General features: G+C 70.3%; 12 protein-coding genes. 5 read left to right on the plus strand and 7 right to left on the minus strand.

The features are described from left to right. Nucleotides 1-38: 38 nt before the first annotated feature. From ACFXMF_RS14735 to pstC, 5 genes are all read right to left on the minus strand, one after another. Nucleotides 39-1,001, minus strand: a complete 963-nt coding sequence (locus ACFXMF_RS14735) for a sortase (protein ID WP_379987864.1) — start codon at nucleotides 999-1,001, stop codon at nucleotides 39-41. Further along, nucleotides 998-3,256, minus strand: coding sequence for a hypothetical protein (locus ACFXMF_RS14740; RefSeq protein WP_379987865.1), 2,259 nt, complete (start codon nucleotides 3,254-3,256; stop codon nucleotides 998-1,000). Before ACFXMF_RS14740 ends, ACFXMF_RS14735 begins: the two co-directional genes overlap by 4 nt. Before the next feature lie 163 nt (nucleotides 3,257-3,419). Next, nucleotides 3,420-5,036 (minus strand): phosphate ABC transporter substrate-binding protein PstS, encoded by a 1,617-nt coding sequence (gene pstS / locus ACFXMF_RS14745; RefSeq protein WP_379987866.1) that lies wholly within the window; start codon nucleotides 5,034-5,036, stop codon nucleotides 3,420-3,422. After that, on the minus strand, nucleotides 5,033-6,208 hold the full coding sequence (pstA, locus tag ACFXMF_RS14750; protein ID WP_379987867.1) for a phosphate ABC transporter permease PstA: 1,176 nt from the start codon (nucleotides 6,206-6,208) through the stop codon (nucleotides 5,033-5,035). The genes pstS and pstA overlap by 4 nt, the downstream gene beginning before the upstream one ends. 49 nt (nucleotides 6,209-6,257) lie before the next feature. After that, nucleotides 6,258-7,274: a phosphate ABC transporter permease subunit PstC gene (pstC, locus tag ACFXMF_RS14755; RefSeq protein WP_360317379.1), complete on the minus strand. Its 1,017-nt coding sequence runs from the start codon at nucleotides 7,272-7,274 to the stop codon at nucleotides 6,258-6,260. A 371-nt stretch (nucleotides 7,275-7,645) separates the two neighbouring features. On the opposite strand from pstC, the gene ACFXMF_RS14760 reads away from it, so the two are divergent. The 3 genes from ACFXMF_RS14760 to ACFXMF_RS14770 all read left to right on the plus strand — a co-directional run bounded on the left by ACFXMF_RS14760 (nucleotide 7,646) and on the right by ACFXMF_RS14770 (nucleotide 11,638). Further along, on the plus strand, nucleotides 7,646-8,611 hold the full coding sequence (locus tag ACFXMF_RS14760; RefSeq protein ID WP_360317377.1) for a substrate-binding domain-containing protein: 966 nt from the start codon (nucleotides 7,646-7,648) through the stop codon (nucleotides 8,609-8,611). Between the two features lie 550 nt (nucleotides 8,612-9,161). Continuing rightward, nucleotides 9,162-9,935 carry a hypothetical protein gene (locus ACFXMF_RS14765; RefSeq protein WP_379987868.1) on the plus strand — a complete coding sequence of 258 codons (774 nt, stop codon included), beginning with the start codon at nucleotides 9,162-9,164 and terminating at the stop codon, nucleotides 9,933-9,935. Nucleotides 9,936-9,979: 44 nt separating this feature from the next. Beyond that, a complete protein-coding gene (locus ACFXMF_RS14770; RefSeq protein WP_379987869.1) occupies nucleotides 9,980-11,638 on the plus strand; it encodes a hypothetical protein in 1,659 nt (552 codons plus the stop codon). 132 nt (nucleotides 11,639-11,770) lie between these two features. On the opposite strand, the gene ACFXMF_RS14775 is transcribed toward ACFXMF_RS14770, so the two are convergent. Together ACFXMF_RS14775 and ACFXMF_RS14780 are read right to left on the minus strand one after the other, a co-directional pair. Next, nucleotides 11,771-12,694, minus strand: coding sequence for an LLM class F420-dependent oxidoreductase (locus ACFXMF_RS14775; RefSeq protein ID WP_379987870.1), 924 nt, complete (start codon nucleotides 12,692-12,694; stop codon nucleotides 11,771-11,773). 42 nt (nucleotides 12,695-12,736) lie between these two features. Next, complete coding sequence (locus ACFXMF_RS14780; RefSeq protein WP_360317369.1) at nucleotides 12,737-13,288, minus strand: hypothetical protein; 552 nt, start codon at nucleotides 13,286-13,288, stop codon at nucleotides 12,737-12,739. Nucleotides 13,289-13,569: 281 nt separating this feature from the next. Here ACFXMF_RS14780 and ACFXMF_RS14785 point away from each other — a divergent pair, with 281 nt between their 5' ends. Together ACFXMF_RS14785 and ACFXMF_RS14790 are read left to right on the plus strand one after the other, a co-directional pair. Then, nucleotides 13,570-13,926 carry a hypothetical protein gene (locus ACFXMF_RS14785; RefSeq protein ID WP_360317367.1) on the plus strand — a complete coding sequence of 119 codons (357 nt, stop codon included), beginning with the start codon at nucleotides 13,570-13,572 and terminating at the stop codon, nucleotides 13,924-13,926. Continuing rightward, complete coding sequence (locus ACFXMF_RS14790) at nucleotides 13,923-15,116, plus strand: hypothetical protein (protein WP_379987871.1); 1,194 nt, start codon at nucleotides 13,923-13,925, stop codon at nucleotides 15,114-15,116. Before ACFXMF_RS14785 ends, ACFXMF_RS14790 begins: the two co-directional genes overlap by 4 nt. Nucleotides 15,117-15,160 lie beyond the last annotated feature (44 nt).

Below are 15,160 nucleotides of genomic sequence, written 5' to 3' on the forward strand. Positions count from 1 at the left end.
CCTCCGGGGTGTGGAGTGGGACGGGACGAGAACCGGCGTCAGAGCGTCGCCGGGAGTACGCGAGCGGCGGATTCGTACAGTGCCCACACGACGGCGAGCACGACCGGGGTGCCGAGCAGGAGCGTGACTCGGCGATCGGGGTGGCGGCGCAGCGCCCAGACCAGGACGACGAGCACGAGCGTGAACGCCTGTGCCCACAGCAGCAGCCGCACGCCGGCGTCCGCGTAGCCGCCGGTGCCCTTCTCGTCCGCGCGTAGACCTTGCGGACGGCGACCCTCCTGGGCCTTGGGGGCGCCCTGTAGTTCGGCGATGACGACGGTGCGCCCACCGGGTCGGATCCACGAGTCGGCGGTGATCAGCACGAGCCGGTTCTCCCGGCCGGGCGCGAGCACGTCGTCCTTGCCGTTGGCCACGTGCCTGCGCTCGATCACCTTGTAGGTGAACTCGCCCTGTTGGGTGGTGGCTTCGATGCGTTGGCCGACGCGCAGCTTGCCGAGGTCGCGGAACGGGCCGCCGAAGGTGTGCGAGCGGCCCATGATCACGCTGTGCCCGCCCTGGCCGGGCAGGCCGCTGGTGCGCAGGTGTCCGGGGCCCTTGGCGAGCGAGTCCGCGGTGGTGCCCTCGACCACGACCTGGCGCACGCCGATCGCGGGGATGCGCAGCATCGCGACCGGGCTGCCCTTGTCGATGTTGCCGCCGAGCGGGCCCACGTCGCGGTAGAGCTCGTCGGAGAGTCGGTCGGCCAGGATGCTCTGGTCGCGGGCCTGTTGGATGTCGGAGACCACGTAGAGGTAGCCGACGAAGCCCGCGATGAGCAGGGCGAGCAGCGCGACGGACGCGCCGGCGATCGTGTACGGGTCCGGGCGCGCGCTGCGGGGTTTGCCCGCGGTCGCCGGCGGTCGCCCGTTGGCGCCCGCGGGTGCGCTCGCGGGCGCAGGGTCGGTCGCGGGTGCGGTCGCCGGCGCGGTCGCGGGCACCTTGGAGACGGTGTCGGCGGTCATGCGGTGGCCCCCTGGCGACCGATCAGGCGCAGGACGGCGGCTACCGGTGGCGGCCAGCCACCGGTGCGGCGCTTGTGTCCGAGCGAGAGCAGTACCGGGCAGGCGATCAGCGCGGCGCCGCTCACGCACATCAGGACCAGCAGCACGACTGCGGACGGGTCGCCGTCGAGCGCGTCCTTGATCACGTTGGCGACCGAGGGGAACGGGCCCTTGTCGGTGGGCGGGGCGGCCGCGCCGACGGGGGCGGTGGAGGGCGCGGTCGAGGGCGCCGCGGTCGGGGTGTTGCCGGGGTCGATCGTGCCCGGGGTGTTCGGGCTGCCGTTGCCGGCGCTCGAACCGCCCGAGTTGCCGGCGCCGGTGCCCTGGTCGACCGGCGCGGTGATGGGCGGCGGGGTCTCGCCGGTCCACTTGGGCGCGGCGGCGATCTTCGAGCGGGCGGCGGCGATCTGCTGCTTCTGCGCGTCGCTGAGCGGGGTGTAGCCGGGCGGCAGCGCGCCGGGCCTGAAGCTCCCGGTCTGTACCTGGCCGGCGGTTGCCGCGTAGGCGAGGAAGGTGTCGATCTTGGCCGCCTTGGCGGCGGTGAGCTTGTCCGTGGAGACCATCGCCACGTCGGTGACGGTGAGCGGGTAGGCGTTCTGCGCGGTGTTGCGGTAGTCGTTGGTCAGTGTCACCCCGTCCGGCCCCGGCTTGGCGACGGCGAGGCCGGCGCGCACGGTCGCGGGGTCGGTCGGGTCGACGAAGTTGCCTGCGGCGTTGCGGATCTTGGCCACCGGGGTGCCCATGCGGGTGGCAGCCTCGACCGTGGTGATGGCCATCACGTAGTGGGATCCGTACTTGTCCTGGCCGTCGTCCTTGGGTCCGACCTCGGTCATGCTGCGGTTGGTGGGCACCGCGTTGCCGAGCCGGTTGACGACGTCTTCGTAGACCGTCTGCGGCACGTTCGTGTTGGAGAGCATCTCGACCCGGTTGGTGTACACCGCCAGCGGATAGGTCGCCTTGCCGATCCGCCATTCCGGCGGGCACACGATGCCACTGGCGTCGGGTGTGCCGGAGAGCCAGGTGACCGTCTCCGGGTCGGAGGCAAGCCATGCGGTGAGCGCCCAGATGGTGTCGTCCTGGACGCCGCGCAGGATCGGGGTGCGCGCGGCGGTGGGCCAGGAGTATGTCCCGTTGAGGGCCTTGAACTCGGGGTCGTCATAGAAATTCAGGATGGCGCCGGGCTCGTGTTCGAAAGGCAGGTAGGCCCCGGTGATCAGTTTCGCGATCAATCGGGGGGTCAGCTTCATCGACGGGATGGGCAGGTGTGTCTGCACGTCGTCGATGTTGAACGAGAAGACCAGCGCGCCGTTGGTCAGCGGCGCGTACACGGTCTTGTCCTTGTCCCGGATGGTCGGCAGCGCCACCGGACGGGCCTTGTCGAGGGGGCCGCCGATGGGCTGTTGGGTGACGCCGACGTCGACGAGGTTGCCGAGGAACGCTTCGCGACCGCTGGGGCCGGAGCCGGCGCTCACCGTCATGTTGACCGGGCTGGTCCGGGCGCCGCACAGCCCGAACACCCAGGAGGCGCCGGCCTGGGTGAACTCACCGGACCCGTTGACCGAGAGGTCCGGGTGCTCCATGCCGGGGCACGCGTCGGGTGCGGGCACGAAGGACAGCGGCGTGAACGCGGCCTGCCCGGCGGCGAAGGCGAGCGCCATGTCGGTGTCCTTGGGGCCGTACGACTCACCCAGGTCCACGTGGAATGGCGTGAACGAGGTGACGGTGCTCCCGGCGGCGGGCATCACGAATGCCACGATCGAGCATGCCTGGCGGTCGGAGCAGCCCAGTTCCGACAGTCGCAGCGCCGGCCGTACCTGGATCCACACCTGGCCGGATCCGTCGGCGGCGGTGGGCAGTCCGGTCTGCTTGGTGGCGGCTCCCGGCGGTGACGAGTCCGGCTGCTTGACCTCGTTGCCGTTCTCGGTCCAGCGCGGCGCCCAACAGTCGCGGGGCTGGGGCGAGGTGCCCTTGCACTGCATGACGACCACACTGTTGGTGCCGGCGGCCAGGGTGAATCCGGTCCATTTGACCAGGATTCGCTGGTTGACCAGGCTCGTGTTCTGCGACACGGTCACCGTCGGGCGGGGCTCGGCCGCGCCGGCGGAGCCGACGATCACACTCAGCCATCCCGCGAGCAGGGCGACGCACAGCGCGATGACTCCACCGACGGTCGGCACGCGACCGCGCGAGGCGGTGGATGGTTCGATGCCGCTCACGGCAACTCCACTTCTGACGCCCGCGTTCGGGGACGGCTCCCCCCGGCGAGGACGACCCGCGCCGATCCTCGCGCGGCGCGGCGGTACCGGGGGAGCGGAATCCGACACGGTGTTCGAAAGTTCGTCTGCGACGCACGGACCGGACATCTCCCGGTCACCCGACTCAACCGACATCGGGCCCACGCCCTCGACCGAGGCGGCTGTACAGGAAGGGTGCGCCGAACACCGCGCCGGCCAGGCACACCAGTGTCAGCGCGTAGAACCACACGGGGGGCAGGGGCGGCGAGTCGCCGCTTTCCACCGATCCGGCGCTGACCGGCCCCGCGGGGCCGGACTTGTCGCCGCCGGCCAGGACTTCGCCGGTGTTTTGGTCGCCGGTGCCGCCGGTGCCGTTCTCTCCTTGGCCGCCGGGGGTGTTCGCGCCGGGGGTGTCACCGGGCTTGGGCGTGTTGCCGGTTCCGTTGCCGTTGCCGTTCCCGTTGCCGTTGTTCGTGGTGTTGTTGTTCTGGTTGGTGCTGCCGGGGACGTTCTGTTGCTGTTGTTGCTTTTGCTCCGGCGGTACCCACGACGGGTTGTAGGTCGGGTTCGGGCAGGCGTCGTACTCCGCCTTGGTCGGCTTGTTCAAGTTGGCCGGCAGCGCGCCCGGATCGGGTGCGCCGGGAATCGACTTGATCGCCTCGTAGCCGAAGCTGACCAGCTTGGGCGGCAGCGGCGAGTAGCCCAGTTCGGGGGCCCTGGCCTGTCCCGCACACAGGAAGTATTTGATGAACTTGCCCAGCGTCTCGCCCTTGGCCTCGTCGAAGCCGAACTGTTTCGCCGCCGGCACGATCATGTAGCTGTAGCTGGAGATCGGGTAGGCGCGCCGGTCGGGGTTGGTGTAGACGTCGTCGAGGATCTGCGTACTGTCCTGGTTCAACCGGGCCTTGGTGAGCCCGATCGACACCGCGTCGGACGTGGGCTGGGTGTACACGCCGCCGGCGTTCTTGACCGAGGCCACCGGGAATTGGCGTTGAATGGCGTAGGCGGTCTCGACGTAGGTGATCGCGCCCTCGCCGTATCCGGCCGCGACGTAGTTGGCCACGCCCTCGGAGCCCGCCTGTGCCTTGGCCGCACCCTTGACCGGGAATTCCGACGTCATCCCGCCGGGGAAGAACGGCCGCCAGATGTCGTTGACCTGGTTGGTCAGGAACGCGGTGAACTGTGCGCTGGTGCCCGAGCCGTCCGAGCGCACGACCGGGGTAATGGGGGTGGCGGGCAGCGCCAGTGCCGGATTGTCGTCCTTGATCGCCTTGTCGTTCCACACCTTGATCTGGTTGGTGAAGATCCCGGCGATGGTCCTGGGCGACAGTTGCAGGTTGCGGACCTGCTGGCCGCGGATCTTCAGGTTGTACATGAACGAGGTGCCGCCGGCGACGATCGGCAGGTACTTGAATTTGGTGTTCGAGCTCGCCAGCGCGGCGAGTTCGTCGGTCGAGGCGCCGGTGCGGTCGACGTAGTTGCCCTGGAAGGGGATCTCGGAGACGGCGAAGTCCACCAGGTGGTGCATGAAGTCGGTGCGCCCGGCGGTGGAGCCGTTCTGGTTGTAGTCGACCGCGAGACCGCGGGCGGCGACGTCGGCCGCCCATTGTTTGGTCGCGGGCGCACTCCACGTGGACCCGCTGCCGTTGATCCCGGCGGCGGCCGAGGCGGTGCCGGTCGGCACGGTGATCAAGGGCACGGCGAGTGCGGAGGCGATCGCCAGCCGTAGCAAGAGCGCGGGGACGCGCTTGATCCTGGTCATGAAGTGGGCTCCGGGGTGAGGGACTTGGCGGCGGCGCGCTGCCGCTTGCGGCGACCGGACTCGCCGGGGGTCCGCCCGCCGATCAGGCGTGCGAGGGTGAACAGCACGAGGACGATCAGCAGCAGGGTGACGCCGGCGCCCCAGGCGAGGGAGTTGAGCTGGTCGCTGGGCGACTTGTAGTTCTCCCAGATGAAGTACGGCAACGAGTTCTGCACACCACTGAACGGGTTCCAGTTCATGCCCGCGCTGCCGCCGGCGACGAGCAGTACGGGCGCGGTCTCGCCGACCACGCGGGCGCAGCCGAGGATGACCGCGGTGACCAGGCCGCTGCGGGCGGTCGGCAGCACCACGTTCCACAGCGTGCGGAACTCGCTCGCGCCGAGCGCCAGCGAGGCCTCGCGCAGGCCGTTGGGGACCAGGCGCAGCACCACTTCGGTGGCTCGCGTGACCACCGGCATCATCTCGACCGAGAGCGCGAGTCCGGCGGCCAGGCCGCAGAAGCCCTGGCCGAGCGAGATGACGAAGAAGGCGTAGACGAACAGGCCCGCGACCACCGAGGGGATGGCGGTCATCGCCTCGACGACCACCCGCACCACCGAGGCGAACCGGCCACCGACCTCGTTCATGTAGATCGCGGCGATCACTCCGAGCGGGACGCTCAGCACGATCGCGATGCCCATTTGTTCGAAGGTGCCGACGATGGCGTGTGCGGCGCCGACCGCGACTCCGTCGGCGCTCAGGGCGCTGAAGTGTCGCTGGGTGGCGGTGAAGAAGTCGGCGTGCAGGATCCGACCGAAGCCCTTGACGAAGACGTAGCCGATCACGGTCACCACCGTGGCGACCATCAGGGCCGCACCGGTGGAGATCATCGCGCCGGCGACCCGGTCGCTCGCGGCGACCCGGTCCAGGCGCATGCGGGTGGCGATCGCGTACAGCAGCAAGAAGCTCACGTAGGCGGTGATCAGGTAGCCCTGCCAGCCGGCGACCGGCAGGATGCGCCCGTACAGCACCCACGCGAAGCTCGCGCCGGCGACCGCGGCGCCGAGTGCGACGCCGATGTCGTCGGGCGCCACGCGGCGCAACGCCACGCGGGCTTCCTCCGGTGGTCGCGGCGCGGACGCGGGCGGCGGCGCGTCGGGCCCGGGCCGAACGATCGGCTCGGTGACGGTCATCGTCGTGGATCCCCTCGATGGTGGGTCTGGTGGAGCCGTTGTTCGCGGTTCAGATCTCGGTGGACTTGCCGCTGCGCGAGCGGGCGACCAGGACACCGGCGACGGTGTTGACGGCGAGGGTGAGGACGAAGAGCGCGAGGCCGGCGGCCATCAGCGCGGAGATCGACTCGGTGTCGGCCTCGCCGTACTTCAGGACGATCAACGAGGAGATCGTCGAGCCCTGGCCGTCGAGGATGCGGAACGAGAAGTCGGTGTTGAACGAGATGATCATCGCGACGGCGATGGTCTCGCCCAGGGCTCGGCCCAGGCCGAGCATGATGCCGCCGATCATGCCGCCGCGTCCGAACGGCAGGACCACCGCGCGGATCACCCCCCAACGGGTGGCGCCGAGCGCGAGGGCGCCCTCTTTCTCGCCGGGCGGCGCCTGACCGAACACCTCACGGCTGACCGAGCAGCAGATCGGGATGACCATGGTGGAGACCACCACACCGGAGATGAACAGCGAGGAGCTGAACTGGCTGTCCACGAAACGGGCCTTCACGTCGATCGTGCGGATCTCGAAGATCGGCAGGAAGTCGAAGGTGGTGGCCAGCCATCGGCTGACCGGGATGAGCTGGGGTTGCAGCACGAAGAAGCCGAAGATGCCGTAGATGATGCTGGGCACCGCCGCCATCAGGTCCACGATGGAGGTGAGTACGCCGCGCAGGCGCCGGGGTGCGAATTCGGTGATGTACAGGGCCGCGGTGAGGGCGATGGGTACGGCGACGACGAGCGCGACGATGGCCACCAGGACGGTCCCGGTGAGCAGGCCGCGAACGCCGAAGGTGCCGCTCTTGGGTTCCCACACGTCCTCGGTGAGGAATCCCCAACCGGCCCGGTCGAGCGCGCTGCTGCCCTGGTAGAGCAGGTAGCCGCCGATCGCGACGAGCAGTCCCAGGACCAGGATCGCCACGCCGCGTGTGGTCCAGCGGAACGCGTGATCGGCCCTGGTCCGACGTACCACGATCCGCCGGGGCGAATCGATGAGTTCCGGCGACTCGGGTGCGAACACGGGCGGATGTGCCATGGATGTCGGCTCCTGGAAGCGGGTGGCGAACCGACCTGACCATTCGTCATGTCGCCCGGCGATCAAGCCGGATGCCCCTCGCCTGGAGACAACCAGAGCGCAGCACCCCGGCGACTGTCCGCTACGGAAACAACCGGTGCCGAGGGTGTACGGCAGGCGTCATATCCGTGCCGTCGGGGTTCCGGCGTATCCGGTTTCCGTTACAGGTGCGGCTCGTTCGCGTCGACGCCTCGTTGGGCCCGGTCCCGTTTCCCTGCCGGACATCCCACGACGATCAAGCCGCCGGCAGCGTTGTCGGCGTCGGCCACTGCGGTCGACGGCCAGCAAATGCCAAGAGAGAGTTGAGACTTCGAATGTCCAGCGTCTTCAGCATGCGCAAGACCGCCACCGTACTGGGCACCGCGACCGCCGCCATGGCCCTCGTCGTCGGCGCCAACGCCTCGGCGAACGCCGCCACTTACGTCAACGCCGGTTCGGACACGCTGCAGAACGTCACCGCGGCGCTCGGCTCGGACTATGCGGCCAATGTCGATCCGGGTGGCAACAACTGGATAACCGTCAACGCCGGCGTTCCCGCCGGTGGCCAGGCGACCGGCAAGGCCGCCTGTGACACCCAGTACGGTACCGGCAAGAACCCGTGGCCGAACGGCTCCAGCGCGGGCATCAACGCCCTGCTGGCCGAGCGCGCCGGTACCAGCGCCAACTGCCTGAGCTTCATCCGGTCCTCGCGTGGCCCCAAGGCCGGCACGCCCGAGACCACGCTGACCTTCACCCGCGTCGCCGGTGACGCGGTCACCTGGGCCACCAAGAAGCCCGGTGCGCCGACCAACGTGACCCGCGCGCAGCTCCAGGACATCTACAAGTGCACGATCACCGACTGGAACCAGATCAACTCCAGCCTGTCGGGCACGATCGAGAAGCACATCCCGCAGGCCGGCTCCGGTACCCGCCAGGAGTTCATCGACAAGGTGCTCGGCTTCGACCCGACCGCCACCGCCAACGGCGCGTGCGCCGCGACGGTCAACCAGAGCGCGCAGGAGAACCGCGGCGACGCGCCGCAGATCCTCTCGAACAACGCGATCATCCCCTACTCGCAGGCCGCGTACGGCGAGCAGACCACCCCCGCCTCGGGCGTGACCAACCACACCGGTGGCTTCACCCCGCGCAGCATCGACGGCAAGGCGCCCAACGCCACCGGCTTCATCGGTAACCGCTCGGTCTACTTCGTCTACGACCCGCTGGACACCGAGCCCGACACGGACACCATCGCGTTCATCAACTGGGCCAAGGCCCCCGCGCAGCTCCCGATCTGGACCACCTTCGGCTTCGTCTCCTAGTCGACGCCCGAGCCACACCGCAGCATGTGATCGAGTGACGGGCCGTCCCGAATCGGGGGTTCAGGGACGGCCCGTCGCCTCCGCAGAGTTCCAGGCGGGGCAGGGTGCGCGGGATCGGTACGGTGACGGGTTCGGTGGCTGCGGCGACAAGCCGGAGGTTCGGGCGAACCCGACCACCACTCGGCTCCGGGACATCGTCGGGGGCGTCGGCACAGACCGGAGTCCGATCCCGGGAAGCACCGCGTCCGGCCCGATCAGAAGCACCTGCCGTGCGAATACTCCGACCTTCGTGCGGTGTTCATCGACTGGGCCCAGGCCCCGCGCAGCTCCCGATCCGGGCCATTCGCATTCAGGCCCTGATCGACGCCGGGCCGAGGTACCACGGTTCACCGGTCGCACGACTCCAGGGGCTTTCGAGCCAAAGTTCACCCGACGGTGGCGGATCGCTCATCCGTTTGCCATCACCGGCCCCTGACGTTTCCCCCGCGGACGCCCACCAGGTCGCCGCGTGCTGTTTTGCTCGATCCCATTGACCCCGGAAGGGCATTTCATGAAGCTTCGTCGTCTGCTCGCGCTCACCGTCGCGGTTCCGGCCGCGCTGGCGATCGCCGCGGTGCCGGCCATCGCCACGGACGCCGCACCCACTTCTTCGGCGACCACGGCATCGGGCACCATCAAGGTCAGCCCGCTGTACGGTCCGGCCGACGCCACCGGCAAGGCGACCGTGCGCGCGAGTGTTCCCTGTGGCCCCGACGCGACCGCCTTCCGGTTCGTCGTGCGTTCGCCCGACGCCAACGAGCGGGTCTTCGGTGGGTCGTTCCTGGGTACGCCGCTGCCCGCCGACAAGGTCGCGGACACCGCGGTCGTCGGCCTGCGGGCGCTCTTCCCGGTCGGCTCCGCCGCGCAGGAAGGCGTCGCGCACAAGCTGGTCGCGCAGTGCTACACGACCGGCGCGGACGGCGTGCTGACCATCACCGAGCCCGCCTCGGTCGACCTGCGCGTCAACAGCGGCGTGTGGAGCTCGCTTTCGCCCGAGGTCCGCGCGCTGCCCACCAAGATCGGCGCCCTGCGCTTCGGCCTGGTCCTGTTCCGCGGCTTCGCGCCCGGTGAGCACGTGGACGGTGTCGTGCGTGCCGCCGACGGCACCGCCACCCCCGTCTCGTTGCAGCCGCAGATCGCGCCCAACGGCACCTGGGGCGGCGCGCTGCTGACGCTCCCGGCGTCCGTGGCCGACGGTTCCTACACGCTCGTGCTCTCCGGCACGGACTCGAAGGCGACCTCCTCGGTCTCGATCACCCTCGACTCGTCCCGCCTGTGGTGGTGACGCGGCGTCGGTGACAACGCCTTGGGCCGCCGGGAATCCTCCCGGTGGCCCACTTGCGATCCGTCCCCGTTTCCTTTCCTCTCAACGGAGTTGACCAGATGAGCCTAAGACTCGCGCGCGTGCTGGCATCGTGCGGAGCCGGGCTGCTCGTAATGTCGGCCATGCCGACGCTCGCGGCGGCGGCCGACCCCGGTTCCCCGACTCCGACGATCGTCGTCGCTCCGGGTACCGGCAAGATCGACACCAAGGTGACGATGAAGGCGACGGTGCCCTGTGCGGCGCCGGCCACCAATTTCCGCTGGAGCGTCAGCGGGGGCACGCTGACCGCGCCGCGCCTGATCGGTGGCGAGGTCGGCGACGAGCTTCCCGGTGATCGGATCCCCAACCGCACCACGGCGATCCGGCTGTTCCTGGCGGGGACCGACCTCACGGGCACGTTCAAGTTGACCGCGCAGTGCGTGAGCGACATCGGCACGCTGTTGAGCGAACCCGCGTCGGTCGACATCACGACGGCGGACGCGGCGGACGGCAAGACGTGGGGCGTGGCGGCTCCGCCCACCTCCGAGCCCCCGACCACCTCACCGCCCACCAGCACGCCACCGACCACCACGCCGCCGACGACCACCCCGCCGACCGGCGCGGAGGACACCCTCGTCCTCGACCCCACGACCGGCGAGCTCTTGACGAAGGGGAACATCACCTCGTTGAAGGCATGCCCGCAGGGCGCGACGAAGTTCCTGTTCCTGCTGACCCCTCCCGGCGGCGGCACCGAGACGCGCATCGGCGGGTTCTCTCCCCAGGCCCTTCCCGCGGACCGCAAGCCGGCGATCACGCAGAAGCTGATCATCTCGGGCGGCGCCGAAGGTGACTACCGCATCCGAGCCCAGTGCCTGGACGACGCCGGCGCGGTCGTGGCGAACGACCTCGCCCGGGTCAACCTGAAGCTCGAGGGAACCGCCTGGAAGGTGCTGGCCACCGTCACGCCGACCGTGGGCTTCAACGACGAGATCAAGATTCCCGACGCGACCGGTGTGCAGGTGAACTACACCCTCACGCTGACGAACTTCCCCGCGAATGTGCCGTTCAAGGCCGTGATCACCAAGAAGAACGACACCGCGTTCGCCCCGGTCGAACTACCCACGACCACAACCGATGCCGGCGGTCGGTTCACGGCCTCACTCGCCCCCTTCCCCCGGGCGGCGGCTCCCTGGGTGGACGGCGACTACATCCTGACGGTCACGACCACCGAGACCGGACCCAAGGTGGAGCGCCCCTTCAAGGTCACCCTCACGCGTGCCGGGGCGACCAACGGTTCGAGCACCGGCACCACCACGGGCACCACGACCGGCACGACGGCCGGTGACACCGCCGGGACGACCGCGGGCACGACCACCGGAACCACGACCGGCACGACCGCCGGTGACACCGCGGGCACCACCGCGGGCACCACCGCCGGCACGACCACGGGCACCACGACCGGCACCAGCTCCGGCAGTTCGGCCGGGAGCGGCAACGGCGGCGGAGGCGGTGGGCTCGCGCACACCGGTGCCCTGTTGGACCCGCGCCTGCTCGGCACCGCCGGCGGCACGCTCCTGATGATCGGCGGCGTCATGTGGTACCGCAGCCGCGGCACCCGCAGCACGCTGCTTGCCGGCAGTGGCACCTTCGGCGAGGACGACGGGGACACTCCCGCGACCGTCTGACGACGAGGGAACACACCGAACGGCCGCCCGCTGTAGCACCGGGGGCGGTGGGGTGAGAGAGGGGCTCTGTCGCAGCGCACGGGCTGCGACAGGGCCCTTTCCCGTGCCGCCGATGGCCACGGGGCCCTCGGCTCAGCCGAGTTGGGACATCACCTCCGAGGCGATCAGCTCCAGGTGGTCCAGGTCGTGCAGGTCCAGGATCTGGAAGTAGATCCGGGTCGAGCCGATTTCGGCGAAGCGGCCGATCCGGTCGACCACTTCGGCGGGCGAGCCGGCGAGACCGTTCTCCTTGAGTTCGGCGGGTTCGCGGCCGATCACCGCGGCGCGGCGGGCCACCTCGGCGTCGTCCTTGCCCACGCAGGCCACGAGCGCGTTCGACAAGACCAGGTCCTCGCTCTTGCGACCATGCTCGACGAGCGCGTCGCGCACCCGGTCGAACTGCTGCGCGCTGGTCTGCACCGATGCGAACGGGATGTTGAACTCGTTCGCGAAGCGCGCGGCCAGCGCCGGTGTGCGCTTGGCGCCGAAGCCGCCGATCAGGATCGGCGGGTGCGGGCGCTGCGCGGGCTTGGGCAGCGCGGGCGAGTCGGCCAGCGAGTAGTAGCGCCCGTCGTAGTCGAAGGTATCGCCGACCGGGGTGTCCCAAAGGCCGGTGATGATGTCCAGTTGTTCTTCGAGCCGGTCGAACTTCTCGCGCGGGAACGGGATCCCATAGGCGGTGTGCTCCTGCTCGAACCAGCCCGCGCCGATGCCCAGTTCGACGCGCCCGCCGGACATCGCGTCGACCTGCGCGACCTGGATCGCGAGCACGCCGGGCAGCCGGAACGTCGCCGCCGTCATCAACGTGCCCAGCCGAATGTGCTTGGTCTCCCGGGCCAGTCCGGCCAGCGTTATCCAGGCGTCGGTAGGACCGGGCAGGCCGTCGCCGCTCATGCGCAGATAGTGGTCCGAGCGGAAGAAGGCCCCGAAACCGAGGTCTTCGGTGGCTTTGGCCACGCTCAGGAGCGTCTCGTAGGTCGCGCCCTGCTGGGGTTCGGTGAAGATACGCAGATCCATGTGCCCATCCTCCCCCGAGGACGCGCCGCCCACCGGACTCGATCATGCGAGCCGCGCCGGAAAGGGCACCACGTGTGCCACACCGCGTCGCCGGCGCGGCGGGATCGCCGGGGCGTGCCGATGCGGTAGCCCCGACCAGGTCGCGGTCTCCTCGGCGGCACGCAGCCGCACCAGGTTGCGAAAAACGATCGCCCAGGCCGCCGCGCAGGCCCGCCGCTGGGCGGGCTCCAACCTGGCCCAGTCCCCGCAGGGGTTGTCCGCGACGCCCTGTCGGGCCAGCAGCGTGAGCACCTTGGCGACCCGCCCGAGCACCCGGGCGGCGCCCGCGATCGGCACGGCGGCCGGGTCTCCGCCCGGCAGCGGAACGACTGTCGCGCAATCGGGCCCCACGATCCGGCCGACGATCTCCCGCGCGTCCCCGAGTTCGTCGGCCACCCGGCACAGGCAGCCGCCCCGGTCCGGCTTGCCGCTCCACGCGTGCACCACCTGCTGCACGGTGTGCAGCGCGAGCGCGACGGCGGCCAGTGCGCGTGGCGTGGAATCGACGGTGGCCAGCTCGTCGTCCAGTTCGGCGAAGGTCTCGATGGTGTGCATGATCGCTCCCTCGTGCGGTGCTTGTCCGGGTCGCCCGGAGTTCGCCGGAGTTCGTCCGGTGTGTTCACGACGCCTCCAGATTGCGCCCGAGGGCCGGACGAATCGCCCGCCGTCGAACAATCTGTGGACAACCAAGCGGATTTTCGGCGGGTTTCACTCTTCGGGGTGATGTGTCCCCGGGTTGTCCACAGGCAGTCGGGCACGCGGAGTGACCACGTGCCAACCTGATCGTTTCCCGAGCAGGCAGCACTCGGCTCACGTACTCATCAGGGGGTGGTGGCATGTCCCGCACCGACGGCGAAGGCACAACGGGCTACGCGGTCGATACCGGCGAACTGCACGGACTGGTCCGGCGCTTGCACAACATCGGCGCCGACTACCTCGCGCGCGGCTGCTTCGCCGAGCCCGCCCGGGTCGCGGCCGACACCGCCCTTGGCCCCGATGCCCTGGGGACGCTCCCGGGCGCCGCCGAGTTGACCGACCGACACCGCCGAGCGGCGGCCGAGATGGTCGAGCTGTTGGCGCAAATTCGCGCCGAGTTGGCCACCACCCGGATCGAACTCGGCCACACCGCCGACCGGTTCACCGCCACCGAGACCGAGGTCGGCACGCTGCTGCGGACGGCGGCCTCGCGATGAGCACCCCCGACGCCGTGGACACGTACGCGGCGATTCACGCGGCCCGCCCCGGCGAGGTGGCCGCAGCGGCCGACGGTTGGCGCCTGGCCGCCGTCCGGCTGGCCGAGTTGCGCGACGCACTCGCCGAGACCGCCCGACGTGGCGCCCAGATCTGGACCGGCGGCGGCGCCGAACGTTTCACCGCCCGCTGTCACACCCTGGCCGACACCGCCGACCGACTCGCCGCCCACGGCATCGCGCTGCACCAGCACCTCGACAAGGCGGCCCATGCCCTGAACCTGGCCCAAGAGCAAGCCACCGACCCCACAGCCGCCCAATCCGCCGCCACACGCCTGGAGGACGTGTACCGCGACCTCGGCGACCGGCTACCCGCCCTCCCCCCTCCGCCGCACACCGACGCCACACCGAAAGCCAACGTCCCCGCCGACGCTCCCCCCACCACCACCCCACCCCCGAGCCAACCCTGCACCAAGAACACCACCGCCCCCACCAACCCGAGCACCATCAACCCCACCACCACCTACCCCGGCAACATCACCCCCCTCTCACCCCCGCCACCCCCACTCGCCCCACCCACATCCTGCGACCCACTCGAAGCCCCACCCTCCGAAGCCCCCGCAGTCACCCAAGCCTCCGAAGCACCCAAGACAGTGCCGCCCCCACCACCACCGTCCACACCAATCCCCACCTGTCTGACCAACAGCACACCGCCCCTGCCCCCACCACCCCCCGAAGCCCCACCCACACCGACACCGCCCCTCACCCCACCCCCACCATCCAGCTGCCCACCGCCCCCACCACCCCCGCCCGTCATGGGCACCCCCCTACCCCGAGACCCTCGCCAGGTCCTCCCAGCCGGAATCGGCCCCCGCGTACGCCGCCCCACCCCACCCCCCTCGCCCCCGATCCCCCCGGTAACCGGCATCCGCATCGCACCCGGCCTGCGCACCGGCAGCCCAGCAGCCACACACGACGCCGCACACACCGCCACCCCCCTCCCCAACCCACTCGGCACCACCACCCACAACGACCCACCCCCCACCCCCCTGCCACCCACATGGCTGACCGCCCCCACCACCGGCGGCACCCCCACCACCCCCACCCCAACCCCCCGCCCCCGCAGCCGCTACACCACCCACCCACCCGAAGCCTGGTGGACCACCCCCGAACCACCCCACCCCCCAACCTGACCACCCACCCCCGGCGCGTCAGCGCCCCCGCCCCAGCCCCTGTC

Origin of the sequence: Embleya sp. NPDC059213, from assembly GCF_042754445.1 — a bacterium.
Lineage (GTDB): Bacteria > Actinomycetota > Actinomycetes > Streptomycetales > Streptomycetaceae > Embleya.

Bases quoted from the DNA above. Each gene is read 5' to 3' on its own strand.
- ACFXMF_RS14780 (WP_360317369.1), bottom strand. From the start codon at position 13,288: ATGCACACCATCGAGACCTTCGCCGAACTGGACGACGAGCTGGCCACC.
- pstC (WP_360317379.1), bottom strand. From the start codon at position 7,274: ATGGCACATCCGCCCGTGTTCGCACCCGAGTCGCCGGAACTCATCGAT.
- ACFXMF_RS14765 (WP_379987868.1), top strand. From the start codon at position 9,162: ATGAAGCTTCGTCGTCTGCTCGCGCTCACCGTCGCGGTTCCGGCCGCG.
- ACFXMF_RS14785 (WP_360317367.1), top strand. From the start codon at position 13,570: ATGTCCCGCACCGACGGCGAAGGCACAACGGGCTACGCGGTCGATACC.
- pstS (WP_379987866.1), bottom strand. From the start codon at position 5,036: ATGACCAGGATCAAGCGCGTCCCCGCGCTCTTGCTACGGCTGGCGATC.
- ACFXMF_RS14735 (WP_379987864.1), bottom strand. From the start codon at position 1,001: ATGACCGCCGACACCGTCTCCAAGGTGCCCGCGACCGCGCCGGCGACC.
- ACFXMF_RS14790 (WP_379987871.1), top strand. From the start codon at position 13,923: ATGAGCACCCCCGACGCCGTGGACACGTACGCGGCGATTCACGCGGCC.
- ACFXMF_RS14775 (WP_379987870.1), bottom strand. From the start codon at position 12,694: ATGGATCTGCGTATCTTCACCGAACCCCAGCAGGGCGCGACCTACGAG.
- pstA (WP_379987867.1), bottom strand. From the start codon at position 6,208: ATGACCGTCACCGAGCCGATCGTTCGGCCCGGGCCCGACGCGCCGCCG.
- ACFXMF_RS14760 (WP_360317377.1), top strand. From the start codon at position 7,646: ATGCGCAAGACCGCCACCGTACTGGGCACCGCGACCGCCGCCATGGCC.